Origin of the sequence: Viridibacterium curvum, from assembly GCF_039544165.1 — a bacterium.
GTDB classification, from domain to species: domain Bacteria; phylum Pseudomonadota; class Gammaproteobacteria; order Burkholderiales; family Rhodocyclaceae; genus Viridibacterium; species Viridibacterium curvum.
In genome coordinates, this window is the sequence record NZ_BAABLD010000002.1 from 282586 (window position 1) to 304154 (window position 21569).

Below are 21569 nucleotides of genomic sequence, written 5' to 3' on the forward strand. Positions count from 1 at the left end.
GAACAAGCATGCCCCCCCACAACACGGATGGCTGGGACCCACAAGGTCTGGGCCTCGTGCCCATGGTTGTGGAGCAGAGCGGGCGGGGCGAGCGGGCGTTCGATATCTATTCGCGCCTGCTCAAGGAGCGTGTGATCTTCCTGGTTGGGCCGGTGAATGATGTGACGGCCAATCTGATCGTTGCGCAGTTGTTGTTTCTGGAGTCGGAGAATCCTGACAAGGACATCTACTTCTACATCAACTCGCCCGGCGGCTCGGTCAGCGCAGGCATGGCCATCTTCGACACGATGAAGTTCATCAAGCCCGATGTCAGCACGCTGTGCATCGGGCAAGCAGCCAGCATGGGCGCATTCCTGCTGTCTGCCGGTGCCAAGGGAAAGCGTTTCTGCCTGCCTAATTCACGCGTCATGATTCACCAGCCGCTGGGCGGTTTCCAGGGGCAGGCGTCGGATATCGAGATTCACGCCCGCGAAATCCTTTATCTTCGCGGTCGTCTCAACGAGATGTTGGCGGAACATACGGGACAACCGATCGACAAGATCGAACGTGATACCGACCGTGACAATTTCCTTTCAGCAGCCGATGCTCAGGCGTACGGTTTGATCGACAAGGTTTTGACCAGCCGTAGCGAAGTGGCCTGAACGGGTAGAACCTGCCCAACTGGAATCCGGGGACAGAGAGATGACTGACAAGAAAGCCGGTGGAAACGAGAAGCTGCTCTACTGCTCTTTCTGCGGCAAGAGCCAGCACGAAGTACGCAAGTTGATTGCCGGCCCGTCGGTATTCATCTGCGATGAGTGTATCGAGCTATGCAACGACATTATTCGCGACGAAATCGGCGGTGAAGCTGCTGCGCGTCTGGACAAGGGTGAGTTGCCCACGCCCAAGGAAATCGGCGAGATTCTCGATCAGTATGTGATCGGTCAGCCGGGCGCCAAGCGCAGTCTGGCGGTGGCGGTGTACAACCACTACAAACGCTTGCGGCATCTTTCCAAGACGGATGATGTCGAGCTCTCAAAGAGCAACATCCTCATGATCGGGCCGACGGGCTCGGGCAAGACGCTGCTCGCGCAGACGCTGGCGCGCCTGCTTAACGTCCCCTTCGTGATGGCCGATGCGACTACGCTTACCGAAGCAGGTTATGTGGGTGAGGACGTCGAAAACATCATCCAGAAGCTCTTGCAAAAGTGCGATTACGATGTCGAACGTGCGCAGCAAGGCATCGTGTACATCGACGAGATCGACAAGATCTCGCGCAAGTCCGACAACCCTTCAATCACGCGCGATGTGTCCGGTGAGGGCGTGCAGCAGGCGCTGCTGAAGCTTATAGAGGGAACCATTGCTGCTGTCCCGCCGCAAGGCGGCCGCAAGCATCCGAACCAGGATTTCGTCCAGGTCGACACCACAAACATCCTGTTCATCTGCGGCGGCGCATTTGATGGCCTGGACAAAGTGATCCGCAACCGCACCGAGCAGGTCGGTATCGGCTTCGGTGCCGAAGTGAAGAGCCGTGAGCAGGGTAGCGTCGCCGAGGCGCTGCGTCAGGTCGAGCCAGAAGATCTCATCAAGTACGGTTTGATCCCTGAATTCATCGGGCGTCTGCCAGTCGTGGCAACCCTGCACGAGCTGACGGAAGAGGCTCTGATCCAGATCCTGGTCGAGCCGAAAAACGCACTGGTCAAACAGTTCCAGAAACTGTTTGCGATGGAAGGCGTCGAACTCGAAGTTCGCCAGGCCGCATTGCACGCGATTGCTCGCAAGGCGATCAAGCGCAAGACGGGCGCACGCGGACTCCGATCCATTATCGAAGCCGCACTTCTTGATACGATGTACGAACTGCCGGGGTTGGAATCGGTCAGCAAGGTTGTCATCGAAGAGAACGTCATCGAATCGGGCGCCAAGCCTTTGCTGATTTACGAAGACCAGCCGAAGGTCTCCGGCTCGAATTGAGTTTTTCCGCGCGGGCGGCAGCTTGAACATCAGCTGATCGCCCGCATATCTGCAGGGAGCTCTTAAGAGGAACACTCATGTCCAACAAGCCCGAACTCCCGCCTGAGATCATCGAACTTCCGCTGCTTCCGCTGCGCGATGTCGTGGTCTTTCCCCACATGGTCATCCCGTTGTTCGTCGGGCGCCCCAAATCAATACGGGCGCTTGAGGCTTCCATGGAGTCCGGCAAGAGCATCCTGCTGGTCGCCCAGAAGTCGGCAGCCAAGGACGAGCCATCGACGGAAGATCTCTACGACATTGGCTGCGTGGCCAACATCCTGCAGATGCTCAAGTTGCCTGACGGTACGGTCAAGGTGCTCGTCGAAGGGACCCAGCGCGCGCGTATCGAAGATGTGGAAGATCTGAGTGATGTTTTCATGGCACGTGTTCGTCCGATGCCAAGCGGTGAGACGACGAACCACGAGATCGAGGCGATGCGTCGCGCGATCATCAGCCAGTTCGATCAGTACGTGAAGCTTAACAAGAAGATTCCGCCCGAGATCCTCACCTCGCTGGCTGGTATCGACGAAGCTGGCCGCCTGGCGGATACCATTGCCGCACACCTTCCGCTCAAGCTGGAACAGAAGCAGATGGTGCTTGAGCTGCTGGATATTGCTCAGCGCCTCGAGCGTTTGTTGTCCCAGCTTGAAACCGAACTCGACATCCTGCAGGTCGAAAAGCGGATCCGTGGCCGTGTCAAGCGCCAGATGGAGAAGAGCCAGCGCGAGTACTACCTCAACGAGCAGGTCAAGGCCATCCAGAAGGAACTGGGCGAAGGCGAAGAGGGTGCGGATCTCGAAGAATTCGAGAAGAAGATCAAGAGCGCCGGCATGTCAAAGGAGGCTTTGGCAAAGGCGCAGGCTGAGCTCAAGAAGCTCAAGTTGATGTCGCCGATGTCAGCCGAAGCTACGGTTGTGCGCAACTTCATCGAAACGCTGACTGGTCTGCCCTGGAAGAAAAAGTCCCGCATCAGCAAGGATCTTGGCGAAGCGCAGAAGATCCTCGACAAGGATCACTACGGTCTCGAGAAGGTCAAGGAACGCATCCTTGAGTACCTTGCAGTCCAGCAACGTGTGGACAAACTGAAGGCGCCGATTCTCTGCCTCGTCGGCCCCCCTGGGGTCGGCAAGACCTCCCTTGGTCAGTCGATTGCCAAGTCGACCAATCGGAAGTTCGTGCGTATGTCGCTGGGCGGCGTACGTGACGAGGCCGAGATTCGTGGTCACCGTCGTACCTACATCGGGTCGATGCCGGGCAAGATCCTGCAGAACATGACCAAGGTGGCCGTGCGCAATCCGCTCTTCCTGCTCGACGAAGTCGACAAGATGGGGCAGGACTTCCGCGGTGACCCCAGCTCGGCTCTGCTCGAAGTGCTTGATCCAGAGCAGAACTCAACTTTTGTCGATCACTACATCGAGGTTGAATACGACCTTTCTGAAGTGATGTTCGTGGCGACGGCCAATTCGCTGAACATTCCTGGCCCGCTGCTTGACCGTATGGAAGTCATCCGCTTGTCCGGTTACACGGAAGAGGAAAAGGTCAGCATCGCCCAGCGTTATTTGCTGCCCAAGCAATTGAAGAACAATGGCGTCAAGAAGGAAGAGCTGACGGTTACCGAAGACGCGTTGCGCGACATGATCCGCTACTACACTCGCGAGGCCGGCGTTCGTAGCCTGGAGCGCGAAGTGTCGAAGGTCTGCCGCAAGGTCATCAAGTCGCTGGTGATGAAGAAGCGCAACAGCAAGATCATCGTCAACGCCAAGAACCTCGACAAGTTCCTCGGTGTGCGTCGTTACAGCTTCGGTGTAGCCGAGAAGGAAAATCAGGTTGGACAAGTGACAGGTTTGGCGTGGACCGAGGTTGGAGGCGAACTGCTGACCATTGAAGCGGTTGCGCTGCCGGGCAAGGGCAAGATCGTTACGACCGGCAAGCTCGGCGAGGTTATGCAGGAGTCCATCCAGGCTGCCTTGTCGGTAGTGCGCAAACGCTCGCGTAATCTCGGTATAGAAGAGAGCTTCTACGAGAAGAGCGACCTGCACATCCACTTGCCTGAAGGCGCAACGCCCAAGGACGGGCCGTCCGCTGGCATTGCCATCTGCACGGCCCTTGTGTCGGTTCTGTCGGGGATTCCAGTCTGCGCGGACATTGCCATGACGGGGGAAATCACCCTGCGTGGCGAGGTTTTGCCCATTGGCGGCCTCAAGGAAAAGCTTCTTGCCGCCGTCCGTGGCGGTATCAAGCGGGCGTTGATTCCTGAAGAAAACGTCAAGGATCTCAGTGACATGCCGCCGGATCTCAAGGATCGCATCGAGATCATTCCGGTACGCTGGATTGATCAGGTGCTGGAGCTGGCGCTGGAACGCCAACCGACACCGCTCGCTGAGCCCGTGCCTGCCGCAGAGCTTCCTGCAGGCAGCGAAGTCGCAACTGCCGCAGGCGTTATCACCCACTGATCTCACAGGCGTCCGGCATGCGCCGGACGCCCGTCTGCGAAACCCGCGAATCGCTGCAAAGCCGCTTGACACAAGGATTTGCGGCTTGTTATAAGAATTGCCGCTGGCTGACGAATGTTCGATGCATGAACACCTGTGTGTCGATCAATTGATAGCGTGGCTTCGTCCGATGATGTCTTGACAACACTGAGGGGGTTTTAAGTGAACAAATCTGAACTGATCGACGTGATCGCCCAAGAGTCCGAAATCTCCAAGGCTGCAGCGGGCCGGGCACTCGACGCCGCCATCGCCGCCATCAAGCAATCGCTGAAGAAGGGTAACGACGTTACTCTCGTTGGCTTCGGCACGTTCTCGGTTGGCAAGCGCGCTGCGCGTTCGGGCCGTAACCCGCGCACCGGCGCCACCATCAAGATCAAGGCAGCCAAGGTGCCGAAGTTCCGCCCTGGCAAGGCGCTTAAGGATGCTGTAAACTAATGCGCCCTGTGGCTGGTGATTCACCGGTCACCACGGCGGGTGCTTAGCTCAGTTGGTAGAGCGTCGCCCTTACAAGGCGAATGTCGGGGGTTCGAGCCCCTCAGCACCCACCAAGCAAAAGCCGCGTGCGGCTTTTGTGTTTTTCCAGGCTGGGAGTGGTAGTTCAGTCGGTTAGAATACCGGCCTGTCACGCCGGGGGTCGCGGGTTCGAGTCCCGTCCACTCCGCCAATCGAACAAAGGCGAACGCAGGTTCGCCTTTTTCGTATCTGCCAGGTCTGCATGCGTTGTGCAGGCCTTCTGATCAAGCAGTTCATTTTTTCGAGCACGCAATGTTAGAAGCCATCCGTAACAATCGCAGAATTGTCCAGATCGTTCTTGCCATCATCATTTTGCCGTTCGCGCTGTTTGGGGTGCTCGGCGACAAGACGGGTTCCGTCAGCGGCTCGGATACGCTGGGCAAGATCGGCGGTGAAAAGATCACGGTGGATGAATTCACAAACCGGGTGCGTGAACTGGCTGCAATGAATGCAGATCCTGCTGCTGCAGATACGCCGGCTTTTCGTGATCGTGTGCTTGAAGACATGCTCAATGAGCGCGCCGTGACACGTACGGCAGCAAATGTGGGCATTGTGGTCCCGGAAAGTCTGATCCGCGATGCGTACACCCGGCGGCCAGAGTTTCAGGAGAATGGCAAATTTTCGCCTGAACGAGCCAAGGCAATGCTGATGCAGAGCGGTCGTAGCTCCACGTTCTACGACAAGATCCTGCGTGACGAACTGACTCAGTATCTGTTGCTGGAACCGATCTTCAGAGGAGCTCCCTTTTCACGTGTTGCACTGGCGCGCTATGCCACTCGTGTCGAAGAGCAGCGTGCTTTCTCCGAAGTGAAGATAGACGCGATCTCCAAGCTGCCTTCTATCAAGATTGACGCAGCGGCAGTGAGTGCTTACTACGAAAGCAACAAGACGTCTTTCGAAACTCCTGAGCGTGCCAAGGTTGAATATGTTCTGTTGAATGCTGAAGCCATGGCGGCCAAAGAGACCGTTCCTGAAGCGGACCTGCGCAAGTGGTATGACGAGCACAAAAAGAACTACGAAGGCAGTGAGGAGCGTCGTGCCAGCCACATCCTGGTGGATGTGCCGGAAGGCGCCAAGGCAGACGTGAAGGCTGCTGCGCGCAAGCGTGCTGAGGAGTTGCTGGCCAAGGTCAAGGCGAATCCTGCCAGCTTTGCCAAGCTTGCCAAGGAGAGCTCGGACGACAAGGCGAACTCAGAGCAGGGCGGCGACCTTGGTTTCTTCGCGCGCGACTGGATGGATCCCGCTTTTGAAAAGGCGGCGTTTGCCCTGAAACCTCGTGAGATCAGCGACATCGTGGAATCGAAGTTCGGTTTCCACATCATCCAGCTGACCGATGTGCGTGGCGGCAAGACCCGTTCGTTTGAATCGGTGCGTGACGAGATCAAGACTGAGTTGCAGAAGCAGGCTGCTGGCAAGCGCTACATGGAAGCGAACGTGCAGTTCGGTGATCTGGTCTACAACGAGCCGGACAGCTTCAAGTCGGTTACAGACAAATTTGGTTTGTCGGCAGTGCGTAGTGACTGGGTCGAGAAGGGGCAGGTTGGTTCGGATCCCGTCATTTCCGATGCCAAGGTTCAGGCCGTCATCTATTCCGAGAAGTCGATCAAGGAACGCCACAATTCGGATGTGATCGATCTTGGCAAAGCTGGTTTCGTTTCGGTCAGATTGTTGGATTACCAGCCGCGGCAGGTGCGTCCTCTGGAAACCGTGCGCGCGCAGATCGAGTCGCAACTGAAACTGCAGGAAGCGCAGAAGCTGGCGAAAGCTGAGGGGGAGGCGTTGCTTGCAAAGCTGAAGGCGGGCGAAGCCGTCAAGGTGACGTGGGCTGCTACACGTACGTTGAAATTCCTCGAGTCTCCTAGCCAGGAATTCCGTCAGGCTCTGTTTTCTCCCGTGGAGGAAAGCAAGCTTCCCCTGTTCGCTGGCGTGACGACGCCGGAGGGTTATTCCTTGTTGCGCATCGAGAAGAAAATTTCAATCGCAGTGACTAAGGATGATCCACGTGTCGTTAGTGGAGGACAGTTTGCGCAAGCATACGCAACGGCAGATATCCGCAGCATGCAACTGGGGCTGCGCAACAAACTGGGTACGGTGATTAATCGCGACAAGCTGCCCAAGCAGGCTAGCAGCGAGTAATCGCAGATTGCACAAACAAAAAACGCTGCCCTCGGGCAGCGTTTTTTGTTGGATGCGAGGATCGTGTGATCAGAGGCCGTCCGTGGTGCCAACTGCCACGGTATTGAAGCCTGCATCCACGTACATCACTTCACCCGTGACACCTGACGCCAGATCGGAGCAAAGGAAGGCCGCAGCGTTTCCGACTTCGTCAATGGTTACGTTACGGCGCAACGGGGCGTTGCGTTCGTTGTAGTTGAGCAGCTTGCCGAAGCTGCCGATGCCGGATGCGGCCAGCGTACGGATCGGGCCGGCCGAAATGGCATTGACGCGAGTACCTTCGGGGCCGACGGCGCCAGCCATGTAGCGCACATTTGCTTCGAGGCTGGCTTTGGCCAGGCCCATGACGTTGTAACTGGGCAGCGTGCGTTCAGCACCAAGGTACGACAGAGTCAACAGGGAGCCGTTGCGATCTTTCATCAGCGGGCGGGCGCCCTTAGCCAGCGCGGCAAAGCTATAGCTGCTGACGTCGTGTGCAATACGGAAGGCTTCGCGGCTGATGCCGTCGAGGAAGTCACCCTGCAGGGCTTCGCCCGGTGCGAAAGCGATCGAGTGAACCAGGCTGTCGAGGTACCCCCAGTCGCGGCCGATGGCTTCGAACAAGGCCGCGATTTGCGCATCTTCAGCAACGTCGCAGGCATAGACCTTGTCGCTGCCGAATTCTGCAGCCATGTTGGTGACGCGTTCCTGGAAGCGGTCGTTCTGATACGTGAACGCCAGTTGGGCGCCCTCGCGGTGCATGGCTTTGGCAATGCCGTAGGCGATCGAGCGGTTGCTGAGCAGCCCGCAGATCAGGATGCGTTTGCCAGACAGGAAGGCCATGTAATTCTCCAGGACGAAAAACCGCGATTATAACCGACCCGCCCGGGCATGCTGCCCTGTCACGTTGCCCCGGAAAGCAAAGGGCCCGCCTTGGCGAGCCCCGGTTGACGCAAGCCAGAATGCGTTTACTCGACCTTGGCGCTCTTGCGCAGTTCGTCGACGTGACGTTGGATCATCTGCTGGATCAGGTTGTCACGGACGCGGTCCTTGACCGAGTCAAAGTCCGGCGCTTCGGGTTTGCGCTCGTCTTCCAGCAGGATGACGTGATAGCCCCATTCGGTCTTTACCGGTGTCTTGGTGTAGTTGCCCTTGCGAAGCTGGGCTACCGCAGCGGCAAATGCGGGGTTGGGATTCATCCAGCCCAGGTCACCGCCATTGTCACGGCTGCCGATGTCCTTGGATTCCTTCACGACATCGTCGAAACGTGCTCCGCCATCAAGGCGCTTGATGAGTGCCTGGGCGTCAGCTTCGGTTTCGGTCTGGATGTGGCGCAGCTTGTATTCCTTGTCGCCACGCATCTGGATCAGTCGGTTGTATTCGGTCTTGATGGCCTCTTCGCTGATCGGGTGCGCTGCGACGTAGGACTCCAGATATGCACCCATCAGCAGCGTCTGGCGCGCGAGCTCGAGGCGGCCGTTGAACTCGTCCTTCTTGTCGACGCCGGCCTTGCGGGCTTGCTGTGCCAGCAGTTCGCGCTTGATGAGCTCTTCACGGATTTCCTGGTTCAGCACTTCGGGAGGCGTGCGCTCCACGTCCGGGTTTTGCGTCGCGATCTGCATAAGCAGCGACTGCGCCATGGCCTTGCTCAGTGGCGTGCCGTTCACGGTGGCAACAGCGTTCGCTGCAGGCTTGGCACCGGCGGCAGGCTTCTTGGCGGCCTGGGCGTGAGCAGATTGCAGTGCGCCGAGGCTGATCAGGCTGACAGCAAGGATCGAAAGCTTGAAGTTCATTGGGATTCCTGGATCAGGGTGAGAGGTACGTAAGGGAGAGAAGAGATCAGGTGCTACGGGTTGCGGCTTCTTCAGGCGTCATCGCGTTGATCTGCAAGGCATGCACGGCTCCTTGCATGAGATCACCCAATTGCGCGTAGATGAGTCGATGTCGGGTCAGCGCACCAAGTTCTACAAAGCGCGGGGAAACGATGGTCAGGCTGAAATGGCCGCCACCACTGCGCGCGCCAGCGTGGCCTGCATGCAGGTGGCTGTCATCACCGACTTCCAGCCGCTCGGGTTCCAAAACTGCGAGCCGTTCCCGGATCAGATCGGCCGTTGTGCTCACGAAGGATCTTTCGGCAGGTATCGGGCGATGGACATCATCTGCGCCACGCAGAACACCAAGGTGATGCCGATGCTGCCAACCTTGAAATTGACCCAGGTGGCTTCGGAATAGCTGTACGCCACGAGGATGTTGACCACACCCATGATGGCGAGGAACGCAATCCACGCGAAGTTGAGACGCGACCAGATCGGATCCGGCAACTGGATGTGCTCCTGCATTGCGGCGCGGATCAGGTTGCGTTTGAAAGCAAGCTGGCTGACCAGCAGGGCGATGGCCATGATCCAGTAGATTACGGTGGGCTTCCACTTGATGAAGTCAGGGTTGTGGAAGATCAGCGTCAGTGAGCCGAGGCCGAAAATGATGCCGGCTGACACCTTGAGCATGTTGTCGACACGCTTCGTGATCAGCCAGGTGAGGATCAGTTGCACAAGGGTGGCGCCCATCGTTGTCAGGGTGGCGACGTAGATGTCGCCGAATTTGTAGGCGACAAAGAACAGCACGATGGGGAAAAAATCGAAGAGCAGCTTCATGGTGGGCGGGATTATAGACGAGAGGGGTCAAGCGGATGTGACGGGGCCGGGTACGCCCTGGGCGCTGCCGCCAGACGGTGGCGTCGCAGGCAGCACGATGCGGGCGGAGAGCCCGCCGCCTTCGCGATTGGCGAGCTCGAACTGCCCCCCGTGCTGGCGCGTGATGCGATCGACGATGGCCAGCCCGAGGCCCGACCCGTCTGTATTGCTGCGTGCCTGTTCCAGCCGGGTGAAGGGGCGTTTGAGGCGTTCGAACTGAGACTCGGGAATGCCCGGCCCCTGATCGGCAACCTCGATGATCAACTGCGTTTTGTCGCGGCGCAGCGAAACGTCGATGGTTTGCTCTTTGCCGCCATAGCGCAAGGCGTTGTCGATCAGGTTGGCGATGGCGCGGCGCAGTGCATCGGCACGAAGCTTCAAGGGGGGGAGTGCTTCTGCTTCGAGCACGATGTTGGCGCCACGCTTGCGATAGCGCTCGGCGAGTTCGCCAAGCATGCCGGCGAGGTCGGTTTCCAGTAGTTCCACTGCTTGCGTGTCACGGGCGAAATCGAGGAACTGGCCGATGATGCGATCCATGTCGTCGATATCGGTGCTCATGGCTTCCAGCTCGGTATCTGGCACCCCGGACAGCTCCAGGCCCAGCCGTAGCCGCGCCAGGGGGGTGCGCAAGTCATGCGAGACACCGGCGAGGATCAGTGCACGGTCTGACTCCAATTGTGCGAGGTCGTGCGACATCTGGTTGAAAGCTTCCGCCACTGCCCGTAATTCGCGCGGTCCGCGTTCCGGCAAGGCTGGTGGGAGTTCGCCCTGGCCAACCATGCGCGCCGCATGCTCCAATGACTTGAGCGGGCGGCTGACGCTGAACATGAGTAGCCACGCGCCAAGCAGAGACAGCAGCAGCACGATCAGCGCCCAGCCGATCCAGCCGGCGAGGGTGCCTGCGCGGATGCGCTCTGCGGGAAGCATCAGCCAGTACTCGTCTTCAGGCACCGCATCGTCGAGCACGAAGCTGACGAAAAAGCCTTCTTCGCCTTCGACTGAACTGGCGATGCGCGTCGAGGGCCCGATACGCCGCTGCAGCGCTTCGTGCAGATCCTGCATGAAGCCTGTGTCTTCCGCCTCGACAACGAGGTCCGTGGGTTCAGCCGGGTAGACGCGCAGACCCTCCTGGCTCATGAGCTGCACCAGCAGCAGTCCGCGTCGCGTCGCGTCCGCAGCCAGCAGCGCAGAGCGCGTCAGGTTCACGGCGCTGGCCAGCATTTGTGCCGTTTGCTCGGTACGCGAGCGGATCGAGATCTGCTTGTAGATCTGGAACCAGGCGAGCAGGGACAGGCCCATCAGCATCGCGATGAGCAGAAAGCTGCGCCACAGCAGGGTGCGTGGCCAGGGTTTGGGCAGAGTCAGTGGAAGGCGCAATCAGCCTTCCTTGTGCTTGCTGCCATCGGGCACAAAGACATAACCGAAGCCCCACACGGTCTGCAGGTAGCGTGGTTTGGCAGGGTCTTCTTCGATCAGTTTGCGCAATCGAGACATCTGCACGTCAATAGAGCGGTCGAACGCGTCATATTCACGGCCGCGTGCCATTTCCATCAGCTTGTCGCGTGACAGGGGTTGCCGTGGGTGCTGAAGCAAAACCTTGAGCAGCGCAAACTCACCCGTAGTGAGCGGTACGTCTTCGCCATCGCGACTCATGCTGCGCGCGGCCAGATCCACGCTGACCTTGCCGAAACTGACGATCTCGTCCTCGTCTGCCGGGGCGCCCGGCAAGCTCTTGGGGCGGCGGCGCAATACGGCATGGATGCGGGCGACCAGTTCGCGCGGGTTGAACGGTTTGGGCAGGTAGTCGTCTGCGCCGATTTCCAGCCCCACGATGCGATCCACTTCGTCGCCACGGGCGGTGAGCATAACGATGGGGACGGCGTTCTCGACGGAGCGCAGGCGGCGGCAGATCGACAAACCGTCTTCACCGGGCAACATCAGGTCCAGTACGATCAGGTCGAAATGCTCACGATTGAGTGCGCGATCCATCTGAGCAGCATCGGCCACACCCTTGACGGCAAAGCCCTGTTCGTCAAGATAGCGGTCAAGCAGACCACGCAGGCGAGCGTCGTCATCGACGACGAGAATGCGGTAGCGTTCTTTTTCCATGGCGGCATGCTATGCCGCTGGCCCGTTTCTGTCAGCAGGACTTGAAAGCATCTGTGTCCAGGTGTTGCCGCGGGCGCCATTGTTTACATTTGCTTACAAGGCACTGCAATTGGTGCACACAGTTTTCCTGCCGACAGGCCACGATAGCAGCATGGCAGCCGAAGTGGCGGCCTTGAAAGAACGCCGAATGATGATGTCCCGCCGGATCGCCTTGCATGGTGGTCTTTTCCTGCTGATGTGTGTGTTGCAAGCCGCTATGCCGGCTATTGCCGCGGAAGATCGCGGTCATCCCCCGCAGCTGCAGGAAGAGCGCCGCGAGCGGCTGCGCGCCTTGCGTGACGAGATGCGACGGGAGCATCAGAAGCGTTTGCGTGAACAGTCATTGCAGCCGGCGGAAGAAGAACGCCGCGAGATGCTGCGTGCCTGGCGTGAGGATCAGGAGCGCCGCGAAGCCTGGCGCGAACGTCGCGAGCGGGAAGGCGCATCCCGTCCCGTGGGGCCGCCGCCGTCGCGCGAGGCGGGAGGGCGGGTGGATTGGCAACGTTTAAGCCCGGAAGAGCGTCGGGCTTTGCGGCGGGAACTGCGAGACGCTTACCGAGAGCGCTGAGTCCCGTCTGCTGAGAGGAGGAGGCATGAGGCATTTCAGTACGATTGGCCTGTTGGCAGTGCTTTGCGCTGTACTGACGGCGCCCGCGATGGCCGCGGGTATGGGCGTTGCCGACGCGCGCCATCTGCTTGTGCGTACCGGCTTTGGCGCCACACCGGAGGAGATCCAGCGCTTCTCGGCCCTGTCACGCGAGGCCGCTGTGGACCAACTCCTTCAGCCGGCTGCGGGACTACCCGTCACGCCCTTGCCGGACAACCTGCAAGGCGCGGCGGGTCGCCCCACGACGCGTCTGAACGAGCAGGAGCGGCGTGAGTACGTCTTCGATCAGCGTCTGCGCAATGCTGATCTGCGCGCCTGGTGGTTGACCGAGATGCTGCACACGCCGGCACCGCTCGTCGAACGCATGACCTTGTTCTGGCACAACCACTTTGTGTCGAGCGAGCGCAAGGTGCGACAGGTAAGCCTGATGCGCGACCAGAACCAGCTATTCCGGCAGTACGCGCTGGGCAACTTCGGCACGCTGCTGCATGCAGCATCAAAAGACCCGGCGATGCTGCTGTATCTCGACGCCGCCACCAACCGCGCTGGCGCCCCCAATGAAAACTTCGCGCGTGAGGTGATGGAGCTCTTCACCCTCGGTGAAGGGCATTACACCGAGGCGGATATCAAGGAGGCGGCGCGCGCCTTCACTGGCTGGAGTATCGACCGGCGACTGGGCACGATGGAGTTCCGCAAGGCCTGGCATGACGGGGGTGAGAAGCGCATCTTCGGCAAGACTGGCACTTTCGATGGTGACGACGTGCTTGACCTGCTGCTCGCACGACCAGAGACCTCGCGCTTCGTCATCGGCAAGCTGTGGCGGGAATTTGTCTCACCCACGCCCGATGCGGCTGAAGTCGAACGCGTTGCGCGTGTCTTCCGCGAGCAACGCTACGAATTGAAGCCAGCCTTGCGTGCTCTGTTGCTGAGCAAGGATTTCTGGAGCGACGCCAATCGCGGCGCCCTCATCAAATCGCCGGTCGAAATGGTCGTTGGCACGCTGCGCACGCTGCAGATCGATGTGCCTGACGCGTTGCCCTTCCTGCGAACCCTGCGTGAACAGGGGCAGGAGTTGCTCGCGCCGCCCAACGTCAAGGGCTGGCCCGGTCATGATGCGTGGATCAACGCCTCGACCTTGCTGGAGCGCAAGCAGTTCCTTGAGCGCCTTGCGCGCGCTGAAGAGCTTGGCAGCATGCTGCCCCCCGCTGCGATAGAGCGACGCGAGCAGCGCGTGGCATCCGCAGCGCAGGCGCCGGACGAGGCCATGGATGCCCCGGCGCGCCAACAACTGCGTCAGCAACGCCAGGCGCAATTGCAGCAGCGCGTTCTGTCCGCTGTGCAGGCAATCCGCATTCCTTCCGGTGCTTGGCAGCAGACGCTGAGCCGAACGGGCTTGCAGGCTGAGGACGTCGTGTGGGCCTCAGGGCACGAGGCCCCGACACCAATGATGGCCGCAGCCAACAGCGTGCCAAGGGATCTGCGCAGCCTGCTGCTCGATCCTGTCTATCAGATCAAGTGAGGGGTGATCATGGATCGTCGTGATTTTCTCGCTGCATTTGGCGCCGGTGCCTGGGTGGCCTTGAGCCCCGGCGTGGCGCTGGCGCAAGCGGATCGCAAGCAGGACTGGGATCGTCTGCTCGTTCTCGTCGAGCTCAAGGGTGGCAATGACGGTCTCAATACAATCGTGCCGCACGCGGATGACCAGTACTACGTGCTGCGTCCCAAGCTGGCGCTCAGTCGCGAACAAACCTTGCCCTTGAGCGAGGCGCTGGGTCTCAACAAGGCCATGGCTGCCGTGATGCCGCTGTGGGAGCATGGGCAGCTCGCGGTGGTTCAGGGCCTCGGATATCCGCAGCCCAACCTGTCGCATTTCCGCTCCATCGAGATCTGGGACACCGCGTCGCGTAGCGACGAGTATCTGTCATCCGGCTGGATCGCGCGCGCGCTCAGCCGCAAGCCAGCGCCGAAGGAGTTCACGGCTGACGCGCTTGTTGTTGGTGCCAGCGACCTCGGTCCGGTAGCCGGCTCACGTGCCATCACGCTGGCAGGCAACTTCGAACGCAATGCGCGCCTCGCGAACATGGGGATGGGCAAGGCGGATGGCGCGCTATCGCACATCCTCAAGGTGGAAGCCGACGTGGCGCACGCTGCGCGTTCGCTCGGTACGACGACAAGCCTCAAGACCGAGTTTCCGACGCACGAGTTCGGCCGCACCTGTCGCACGGCCTGTGAGACGCTGGCCCGATCAACCGGCGTCGCGGCCATGCGTCTGAGCATCGGCAGCTTCGATACCCACGACAACCAGACGAATCGCCATGCGCTTCTGCTGACGCAGCTGGCAGAGGGCCTGGCTGCCTTGCGCAGCGCGCTGGTTGAGATGGGGCGCTGGGATGAATCTCTTGTGATGACCTATGCCGAGTTCGGGCGTCGACCGAAAGAGAACCTCAGTGGCGGCACCGATCACGGCACGGTGGCACCGCACTTCGTGATGGGTGGCAAGGTGCGCGGCGGCCTGTTCGGCAGTACGCCGTCGCTGAACAAACTGGATGAGAGCGGCAACCTGCCCTGGCAGGTCGACTTCCGTCAGCTCTACGCCACTGTGCTCGAAAACTGGTGGGGCGTGCCGTCTGCCGAGTTGCTCGGTGGACGCTTCAACAAGCTGCCCATCGTCTGATCGGCTCAGCCTGGGCAGTTCAGTCCGGCTTGGCGGAAGTGATTGCGTGCTTGCTCCACCAGGGTGGCGTCCGGCGTTGGCGTGTCAGCCAGCTCGTACTTCATGCCCATCTGTTCCCACTTGAATTTGCCTAGCTGATGAAACGGCAGGACTTCGGCGCGCTCGACGTTGCCGAGGCTTGCTGCGAACTGCGCGACGCCTGCGATGTTGGCCGGATCGTCGGTCTGACCCGGCACGAGTACAAAGCGGATCCACATCGGGCGCTTGCGCGCGGCGAGGCGGCGTGCGAAGGCCAGCACTGGCTCAACGGGCTGACCGGTGACGCGTTGGTGCGTGGCCGGATCCCAGCTCTTGATGTCGAGCAGGAAAAGGTCGATTTCGTCGAGCTCGGCGTCACTGAGTCGGTCGCCAAGAAAGCCGTTGGTATCCAGCGCGGTGTGCAGCTGCATGGCGTTGGCGCCACGGATGATGTTCATGACGAAGCGGTCCTGCACCAGTGGCTCGCCGCCCGAGATGGTGACGCCGCCACCAGCGATGCGCAGGAAGTCGCCGTACTTGCGCAGCTCGTCGAGTACGTCGTCGACGCAGGTGAGCTGGCCGTTCTTCATCTTCCAGGTGTCGGGGTTGTGACAGTAAGTGCAGCGGAATTCGCAGCCGGTGGTCCAGAACACGACGCGCATGCCGGGGCCGTCTACGGCAGAGCCCGCCTCTTCGGAGTGGATGAAGCCCCAGCGACCTTCGCGAGAGAGGCGGTAGACGTCGTCATCGTCGAGCTTGGGATGATCGACCTGGCGCAGTTCGAAGCGACTGCCTTTGAGACCTGGTGGCGTAGGGGTGTTCATGGTGTCGGGGTGACGCGCTTTATTGTGGGACTGCGGAAGCGCCGGGGCCTGTTCGCCCACGGCGCTCTGGCGGTGGCGGGGTGTGCCCCCCGCCTGCCGCTCACACCTCGCCGTGGAAGGTGCGGTTGATGACGTCGAGTTGCTGCTCCCTGGTGAGCTTGATGAAGTTCACCGCGTAGCCCGAGACCCGGATGGTGAGCTGCGGATACTTCTCCGGGTTCTGCATGGCGTCCATCAGCATGTCGCGGTTGAGCACGTTGATATTGACGTGGAAGCCGGTGATGCCGAAGAAGCCGTCGAGCGAACGGGCCAGGTTGCTGACCTGATCGTCACGCGTGGCACCGAGGCCACTGGGTACGATGCTCGAGGTCATCGAGATGCCATCCTGGCAGTGCTCGTACGGGATCTTGGCAACCGACATCGCGCTGGCCACAAAGCCGAGCTTGTCGCGGCCGTGCATGGGGTTGGCGCCGGGTGCGAAGGGTTCACCGAGGCGGCGGCCGTCCGGTGTGTTGCCGGTGCTCTTGCCGTACACCACGTTGGAGGTGATGGTCAGCACGGACTGCGTGTGCAGGGCATCGCGATAGGTCTTGTGCGTACGCAGCTTGTTCATGAAGGTTTCGGCAAGCCAGGTGGCGAACTGGTCGACGCGGTCGTCGTTGTTGCCGAACTTGGGGAAGTCACCTTCCGTAATGTAGTCGGTGACGAGGCCGGTTTCGTCACGCACGACCTTCACCTTGCCGTACTTGATGGCCGACAAGGAATCAGCGACCACCGACAGGCCTGCGATGCCGAATGCCATGGTGCGCAGCGGGTTGTAGTCGTGCAGGGCCATCTCGATACGCTCGTAGGCGTACTTGTCGTGCATGTAGTGGATGACGTTCATGGCATTCACATACGTGCGGGCCAGCCAGTCCATGGCGACGTCGTAGTTCTTCAACACGGCATCGAGCTCAAGCACGTCACCTTGCACGGGCTCGAAGGCGGGCATGATCTGGTCGCCGGTGATTTCATCGCGCCCCCCGTTGATGGCGTAGAGCATGCACTTGGCCAGATTGACGCGCGCACCGAAGAGCTGCATCTGCTTGCCGACCCGCATGGCCGACACACAGCAGGCAATCGCCGTGTCGTCGCCCCAGGCCGGACGCATCAGTTCGTCAGATTCGTACTGGATCGAGCTGGTGTCGATGGAGACCTTGGCGCAGAACTTCTTGAAACCCTCGGGCAGCTTGGGCGTCCAGAAGACCGTCATGTTGGGCTCCGGTGCCGGGCCGAGGTTGTAGAGCGTCTGCAGGTAGCGGAAGCTGGTCTTGGTGACCAGCGCGCGGCCGTCTTCCGACACGCCACCGAGCGACTCGGTGACCCAGGTCGGGTCGCCGGAGAACAGGGCGTCGTATTCCGGCGTGCGCAGGAAGCGCACGATGCGCAGCTTGATGACGAAGTCGTCGATGATTTCCTGCGCTTGCGTTTCGGTGATCGTGCCTTCGGCAAGGTCACGCTCGAAGTAGGCGTCGAGGAAGGTCGAGGTGCGGCCCAGCGACATGGCGGCGCCGTTCTGCTCCTTCACTGCTGCGAGATAGCCGAAGTAGAGCCACTGCACGGCTTCCTTGGCGGTGGTGGCGGGCTTGGCGATGTCGAAGCCGTACTTGGCAGCCATCTCCTTGAGTTCGTTCAGGGCCTTCAGTTGCTCCGAGAGTTCTTCGCGGTCGCGGATGATCTCGTCGGTCGAGTGAGCGCCGTCAATGCTGGCTTTTTCTGCTTTCTTGGCGGCGATGAGCTGGTCGACACCGTAGAGGGCCACGCGGCGGTAGTCGCCGATGATGCGGCCGCGGCCATAGGCATCAGGCAGGCCGGTGACAATGTGCGAGCGGCGGGCCTTGAGCACGTCGGCGGTGTAGGCATCGAACACGCCTTCGTTATGCGTCTTGCGGTACTTGGTGAAGACGTCACGTACCTTTTCGTCGACCGGGAAACCGAAGGCCTTCAGGCCACCTTCAACCATGCGCCAGCCGCCGTTCGGGAAGATCGCGCGCTTCAGCGGGGCTTCGGTCTGCAGGCCGACGATGACTTCGTTGTCGCGGTCGATGTAGCCAGCGTCATGCGCAGTGATGGAGGAGGGGATCTGCGAGACGTCAAGCACGCCCTTTTCGCGTTCCTTCGCAAACAGTTCGCTGAGTTTGGCCCACAGTGCGGTGGTGCGCGGTGTGGCCGTAGCGAGGAAGGTGTCGTCGCCGAGGTACGAAGTGACGTTCGTCTGGATGAAGTCACGTACGTCAATGGCCTGTTGCCATTGGCCAGCGGTGAAACCGCGCCATGCGTGGGCCAGCGCTTGATCAAGTCGGGGGGTGTCGCGTTCTGCCATGATTGTCTCCGTCTGATGCTTGAACAGGATGCGCCCGGGTTGGGCGCGGAGGCGGTTCGCTCTTTTGGAATGAAGCACCTCGCTTGGTTTCAAGTATGGACATGGCAGCTTTTGTGGCCTTGATCTGGCTCAAGTGGCGCCTGTTTGTTCTTTAGAAATCAATGCATTAGCTTGTGTGATTGCGGCATAAGTTTGGCTGTTGGTGCGGGGCAGCAGAGGCTTGGTCGCCTGGGGTGTAATCGTGCCGGGAAGCGCGCCGGTCGGGCCTCCCGGGCAGAAAGTCGCACCCATCGATGGTGCTTGCCGGTGCGAGTTCAGGGCTCGTTGCCGGCGGCTTCTGCAGCCTTGATCTGTGCGCGCACTTCGTCCATGTCCAGTCCTTTGATCTGCGTGATCAGCTGTTCAAGCGCGCCAGCAGGTAGGGCGCCGGATTCGCGGAATACCATGATTCCGTCGCGTATCACCATCAGGGTGGGAATGGAGCGGATGTCAAACGCGCCAGCGAGGTCGCGTTGTGCTTCGGTGTCGATCTTGCCGAATACGACGTCCGTGTGCTTGTCGGAAGCGGCTTCGAACACCGGTGCAAAGCCACGGCAAGGGCCACACCACTCGGCCCAGAAATCCAGGATCACGATGGGGTTGGTTTCAACCGTTGTGTTGAAGTTCTCTTCGGTGATTTCGATGGTGGCCATAATGGTCTCGGTGCTTTGTTGGGGGAGACCCATTGTCCCTGCTGCGGTGCAGGGCGTCCATGGGGCAGGCCTGATCAGGCGCGGAGTATGATCCGCGCAGCTTTGCCACACTGAGGTCTGCATGCTGCCCAGCTACACCGATGTTCTGCGGTTCTGGTTCAACGAGATTACGCCCGCGCAATGGTGGCGAGTCGATTCCGCCTTCGATGCGCTGATTGCCGATCGTTTCAGCAGCCTCCACTGCGCCGCGCTGCAGGCCGAGCTGTTTTCCTGGCGAAGTGAAGCAAGGGGAAGGCTTGCCGAGATCATTGTGCTGGATCAGTTCTCGCGCAACATGCATCGCGGTACGCCAGCGGCGTTTGCGGCAGACCCGCTGGCGCTGGTGCTGGCACAGGAAGCTGTGGCTGCATGTGCTGATCTTGAATTGCCCGAAGATGAGCGCTTCTTCCTCTATATGCCGTATATGCACAGCGAGTCGCAACGCATCCACGCCGTTGCAGAACGCTTGTTTGGCGAGCGTGCGCCAGCGGGCAACTACGAATTCGAGCTGAAGCACAAAGCCATCATTGATCGCTTTGGGCGCTACCCGCATCGCAATGCGATTCTGGGAAGGGAGAGTACGGCGGATGAATTGGAGTTTCTGAAGCAGCCGGGCTCTTCTTTCTAGGCTTCAATGCGCGCAATGACAAACGCCAGCCCGCTTGAGGCTGGCGTTTCTGTTTTCTGCGTCATGAATCAGAGTTCCCTGATGTCAGCCCCGACCCGGGCCTGCTCCGCCGGGCTGATGGCGGCTTTGCTGGCGTATGCAAGCCAACCAGCCGTGACGTCATTGATCTGCTCGATGATGCGCTTTGCGCCGGGAATCTTGAAACGGTCCGCCACCAGCAGAAGATCACTGCGCTCGATGTCGCGGAACTTGCCGTTCACCGACATGAGGTGCTGGTGCGTCCATTCGCTGGTGGGGCTGTGGGCGTGGGTGATGTCGTAGGCGGGGGCGAGTTGCCAGGGGCCGCCTTCGCGCAGGAGGAAGCCGAAGTTCTTGGTGTGGTCGTCGTTGTTGGCGGTGGCGACGTTGAAGACCATGCGGCGGTAGGCTTCCTGCATCGCCGTGCTGTCGAGCTGCAGGGCCTGGCAGGTGAGGAAGAGCTGGTTGTAGTCGTGCGTGGCGCGCTGGTTGTAGTCGAGGTGACTCATGGCGCAGAGCGATTGCAGGTGGTGCTTGCGCTGGCCGTCGCGGTCGAAGCGGCGGGTCATGAAGTGAGCGCGGCCGTTCTCTTCGAGCAGGCGGCATTCGGTCATGGCGATGCCGGCGTCGACGGCCATGAGGTGGTAGGCGTATTCGATGCGGCCGTAGTCCTGCCCACTGCCGAGGTGCAGGTCGTGGCCGACGCCGTCGAGCTTGAGCAGCCAGTACTCGAAGCCCTCGTCGGCGGGGAGCTGGCCGGAGCGGATTTCCTGCGTGGCGGGATTCCAGGCGATGACGGCCTTGGCGCGCGCGCCGCCGGCAGAGATGCCGACCTGGATGAGGTTGTGGATGGCGGCCGCTGCCTCGTGGTCGCTGGAGAGGCGGCCGGCGAGGGCGGCGCGGGCGCCGGTGACGAGGTCGGCGAGTTCGATGGCGGTGGGCTTGCGCGTGCGCGGGCCGCGGGCGGGTTTGAATTCGAGTGCGCCCATGCCGCGCGGTCCGACATAGGCGAGGCGGTCGAGCGGGGTGATGGCGCTTTGCGCGACGCCCTCGCGGGCCAGGGCGGCGTCGATGAGGGCGTTGCCGAAGGTGTCGGGCAGGGCGTCGGCGAGCATGGCGGGCAGGCGCTTGTACGTGAGTGCCGGCAGCTGCGGGAAGACGTGCAGGCGACGGGCGAGCGGCATGTGGATGGGGGCGAGCTCGATGCCACGCTGTTGCCAGCGGCTGTCGTATTCGAAGACGTAGGCACCCGATGCAGGGTCGGCTGCGACGGCACCAACGAGCTGGCCCCAGATGTGGACCTGGACGACATTGACGGGTTGGTACATCAGGGCGCCTTGACTGTCTTGAGGGAGGCGGGCTTGCGTACGCGGCGGGGCACGCCCTCGCGGGCGCTGGCCTTGAGCATGGCGAGCGGGCTGACCTGCACCGGGGGGGCCAGGGCCGCAAGCCAGGACTCCTGCCCCAGCGCGCGTGCGACGGCGATGACGGTATGCAGGCTTGAGCCACTGCCGTTCTCCAGCCCCTTGATGGCGCCCAGGCTCAACTGGGCGGCGCTGGCGAGTTCGTCTTGCGTGAGGCGTGCATCAACGCGCAGGCGGCGGAACATCTCACCCAGGGCAGTGATCCACTCTTCCGTAGATCTTGATTCCAAGATAGTCATAAAAGAGTTTTTTATGTACCAATATCGATGTAATGGATTGAACTATAGTCTTTATATT

The 21569-nt window shown here is 60.6% G+C and carries 20 protein-coding genes and 2 tRNA genes; 11 read left to right on the top strand and 11 right to left on the bottom strand.

Annotation, left to right across the window (positions count from 1 at the left end):
* Positions 1–8: 8 nt before the first annotated feature.
* From clpP to ABEA02_RS02545, 7 genes are all read left to right on the top strand, one after another.
* Positions 9–641 carry an ATP-dependent Clp endopeptidase proteolytic subunit ClpP gene (gene clpP / locus ABEA02_RS02515; protein WP_345531586.1) on the top strand — a complete coding sequence of 211 codons (633 nt, stop codon included), beginning with the start codon at positions 9–11 and terminating at the stop codon, positions 639–641.
* Positions 642–681: 40 nt separating this feature from the next.
* A complete protein-coding gene (gene clpX / locus ABEA02_RS02520; RefSeq protein ID WP_345531246.1) occupies positions 682–1950 on the top strand; it encodes an ATP-dependent Clp protease ATP-binding subunit ClpX in 1269 nt (422 codons plus the stop codon).
* Between the two features lie 77 nt (positions 1951–2027).
* A complete protein-coding gene (lon, locus tag ABEA02_RS02525; RefSeq protein ID WP_345531247.1) occupies positions 2028–4442 on the top strand; it encodes an endopeptidase La in 2415 nt (804 codons plus the stop codon).
* Between the two features lie 201 nt (positions 4443–4643).
* The gene (locus tag ABEA02_RS02530) at positions 4644–4916 is read left to right on the top strand and encodes an HU family DNA-binding protein (protein WP_345531248.1); all 273 of its coding nucleotides are present in this window, start codon (positions 4644–4646) and stop codon (positions 4914–4916) included.
* Positions 4917–4953: 37 nt separating this feature from the next.
* Positions 4954–5029, top strand: a tRNA-Val gene (locus ABEA02_RS02535).
* 39 nt (positions 5030–5068) lie between these two features.
* Positions 5069–5145 (top strand) — tRNA-Asp (locus ABEA02_RS02540).
* A 101-nt stretch (positions 5146–5246) separates the two neighbouring features.
* Positions 5247–7130: a peptidyl-prolyl cis-trans isomerase gene (locus ABEA02_RS02545; protein ID WP_345531249.1), complete on the top strand. Its 1884-nt coding sequence runs from the start codon at positions 5247–5249 to the stop codon at positions 7128–7130.
* A gap of 69 nt (positions 7131–7199) precedes the next feature.
* Here the strand turns inward: ABEA02_RS02545 and ABEA02_RS02550 are convergent, their stop codons facing one another.
* The 6 genes from ABEA02_RS02550 to ompR form a co-directional block, all read right to left on the bottom strand.
* Positions 7200–7991: an enoyl-ACP reductase FabI gene (locus tag ABEA02_RS02550; RefSeq protein WP_345531250.1), complete on the bottom strand. Its 792-nt coding sequence runs from the start codon at positions 7989–7991 to the stop codon at positions 7200–7202.
* Positions 7992–8116: 125 nt separating this feature from the next.
* Complete coding sequence (locus ABEA02_RS02555) at positions 8117–8941, bottom strand: peptidylprolyl isomerase (RefSeq protein ID WP_345531251.1); 825 nt, start codon at positions 8939–8941, stop codon at positions 8117–8119.
* Positions 8942–8987: 46 nt separating this feature from the next.
* A complete protein-coding gene (locus ABEA02_RS02560; protein WP_345531252.1) occupies positions 8988–9269 on the bottom strand; it encodes a BolA family protein in 282 nt (93 codons plus the stop codon).
* Entirely contained in the window at positions 9266–9799 is a 534-nt protein-coding gene (locus ABEA02_RS02565; RefSeq protein WP_345531253.1) for a septation protein A, read from the bottom strand. Before ABEA02_RS02565 ends, ABEA02_RS02560 begins: the two co-directional genes overlap by 4 nt.
* 27 nt (positions 9800–9826) lie before the next feature.
* Entirely contained in the window at positions 9827–11215 is a 1389-nt protein-coding gene (locus tag ABEA02_RS02570; RefSeq protein ID WP_345531254.1) for an ATP-binding protein, read from the bottom strand.
* Complete coding sequence (gene ompR, locus ABEA02_RS02575) at positions 11216–11947, bottom strand: osmolarity response regulator transcription factor OmpR (protein WP_345531255.1); 732 nt, start codon at positions 11945–11947, stop codon at positions 11216–11218.
* A 151-nt stretch (positions 11948–12098) separates the two neighbouring features.
* On the opposite strand from ompR, the gene ABEA02_RS02580 reads away from it, so the two are divergent.
* From ABEA02_RS02580 to ABEA02_RS02590, 3 genes are read left to right on the top strand one after another with little or no spacing between them, the layout of a single operon-like run.
* Positions 12099–12554 carry a hypothetical protein gene (locus ABEA02_RS02580; protein WP_345531256.1) on the top strand — a complete coding sequence of 152 codons (456 nt, stop codon included), beginning with the start codon at positions 12099–12101 and terminating at the stop codon, positions 12552–12554.
* Positions 12555–12579: 25 nt separating this feature from the next.
* Positions 12580–14112, top strand: a complete 1533-nt coding sequence (locus ABEA02_RS02585; RefSeq protein ID WP_345531257.1) for a DUF1800 domain-containing protein — start codon at positions 12580–12582, stop codon at positions 14110–14112.
* Positions 14113–14121: 9 nt separating this feature from the next.
* Complete coding sequence (locus ABEA02_RS02590; RefSeq protein WP_345531258.1) at positions 14122–15267, top strand: DUF1501 domain-containing protein; 1146 nt, start codon at positions 14122–14124, stop codon at positions 15265–15267.
* A 5-nt stretch (positions 15268–15272) separates the two neighbouring features.
* Here ABEA02_RS02590 and pflA read toward each other — a convergent pair whose 3' ends face one another.
* The 3 genes from pflA to trxA form a co-directional block, all read right to left on the bottom strand.
* Positions 15273–16109, bottom strand: a complete 837-nt coding sequence (gene pflA, locus ABEA02_RS02595; RefSeq protein ID WP_345531259.1) for a pyruvate formate-lyase-activating protein — start codon at positions 16107–16109, stop codon at positions 15273–15275.
* 100 nt (positions 16110–16209) lie between these two features.
* The gene (gene pflB / locus ABEA02_RS02600; protein WP_345531260.1) at positions 16210–18471 is read right to left on the bottom strand and encodes a formate C-acetyltransferase; all 2262 of its coding nucleotides are present in this window, start codon (positions 18469–18471) and stop codon (positions 16210–16212) included.
* A 314-nt stretch (positions 18472–18785) separates the two neighbouring features.
* Positions 18786–19163 (bottom strand): thioredoxin, encoded by a 378-nt coding sequence (gene trxA, locus ABEA02_RS02605; protein WP_345531262.1) that lies wholly within the window; start codon positions 19161–19163, stop codon positions 18786–18788.
* Between the two features lie 121 nt (positions 19164–19284).
* Here trxA and ABEA02_RS02610 point away from each other — a divergent pair, with 121 nt between their 5' ends.
* Positions 19285–19830, top strand: coding sequence for a DUF924 family protein (locus tag ABEA02_RS02610; RefSeq protein WP_345531263.1), 546 nt, complete (start codon positions 19285–19287; stop codon positions 19828–19830).
* Between the two features lie 68 nt (positions 19831–19898).
* On the opposite strand, the gene ABEA02_RS02615 is transcribed toward ABEA02_RS02610, so the two are convergent.
* Both ABEA02_RS02615 and ABEA02_RS02620 read right to left on the bottom strand, forming a co-directional pair.
* Entirely contained in the window at positions 19899–21176 is a 1278-nt protein-coding gene (locus ABEA02_RS02615) for a type II toxin-antitoxin system HipA family toxin (protein ID WP_345531264.1), read from the bottom strand.
* Entirely contained in the window at positions 21176–21511 is a 336-nt protein-coding gene (locus ABEA02_RS02620) for a helix-turn-helix domain-containing protein (RefSeq protein ID WP_345531265.1), read from the bottom strand. The genes ABEA02_RS02615 and ABEA02_RS02620 overlap by 1 nt, the downstream gene beginning before the upstream one ends.
* Positions 21512–21569 lie beyond the last annotated feature (58 nt).

Bases quoted from the DNA above. Each gene is read 5' to 3' on its own strand.
- ABEA02_RS02590 (WP_345531258.1), top strand. From the start codon at position 14,122: ATGGATCGTCGTGATTTTCTCGCTGCATTTGGCGCCGGTGCCTGGGTG.
- ABEA02_RS02545 (WP_345531249.1), top strand. From the start codon at position 5,247: ATGTTAGAAGCCATCCGTAACAATCGCAGAATTGTCCAGATCGTTCTT.
- pflB (WP_345531260.1), bottom strand. From the start codon at position 18,471: ATGGCAGAACGCGACACCCCCCGACTTGATCAAGCGCTGGCCCACGCA.
- ABEA02_RS02580 (WP_345531256.1), top strand. From the start codon at position 12,099: ATGGCAGCCGAAGTGGCGGCCTTGAAAGAACGCCGAATGATGATGTCC.
- ABEA02_RS02565 (WP_345531253.1), bottom strand. From the start codon at position 9,799: ATGAAGCTGCTCTTCGATTTTTTCCCCATCGTGCTGTTCTTTGTCGCC.
- ABEA02_RS02620 (WP_345531265.1), bottom strand. From the start codon at position 21,511: ATGACTATCTTGGAATCAAGATCTACGGAAGAGTGGATCACTGCCCTG.
- ompR (WP_345531255.1), bottom strand. From the start codon at position 11,947: ATGGAAAAAGAACGCTACCGCATTCTCGTCGTCGATGACGACGCTCGC.
- trxA (WP_345531262.1), bottom strand. From the start codon at position 19,163: ATGGCCACCATCGAAATCACCGAAGAGAACTTCAACACAACGGTTGAA.
- lon (WP_345531247.1), top strand. From the start codon at position 2,028: ATGTCCAACAAGCCCGAACTCCCGCCTGAGATCATCGAACTTCCGCTG.
- clpP (WP_345531586.1), top strand. From the start codon at position 9: ATGCCCCCCCACAACACGGATGGCTGGGACCCACAAGGTCTGGGCCTC.
- pflA (WP_345531259.1), bottom strand. From the start codon at position 16,109: ATGAACACCCCTACGCCACCAGGTCTCAAAGGCAGTCGCTTCGAACTG.
- ABEA02_RS02585 (WP_345531257.1), top strand. From the start codon at position 12,580: ATGAGGCATTTCAGTACGATTGGCCTGTTGGCAGTGCTTTGCGCTGTA.
- ABEA02_RS02550 (WP_345531250.1), bottom strand. From the start codon at position 7,991: ATGGCCTTCCTGTCTGGCAAACGCATCCTGATCTGCGGGCTGCTCAGC.
- ABEA02_RS02610 (WP_345531263.1), top strand. From the start codon at position 19,285: ATGCTGCCCAGCTACACCGATGTTCTGCGGTTCTGGTTCAACGAGATT.
- ABEA02_RS02615 (WP_345531264.1), bottom strand. From the start codon at position 21,176: ATGTACCAACCCGTCAATGTCGTCCAGGTCCACATCTGGGGCCAGCTC.
- clpX (WP_345531246.1), top strand. From the start codon at position 682: ATGACTGACAAGAAAGCCGGTGGAAACGAGAAGCTGCTCTACTGCTCT.
- ABEA02_RS02555 (WP_345531251.1), bottom strand. From the start codon at position 8,941: ATGAACTTCAAGCTTTCGATCCTTGCTGTCAGCCTGATCAGCCTCGGC.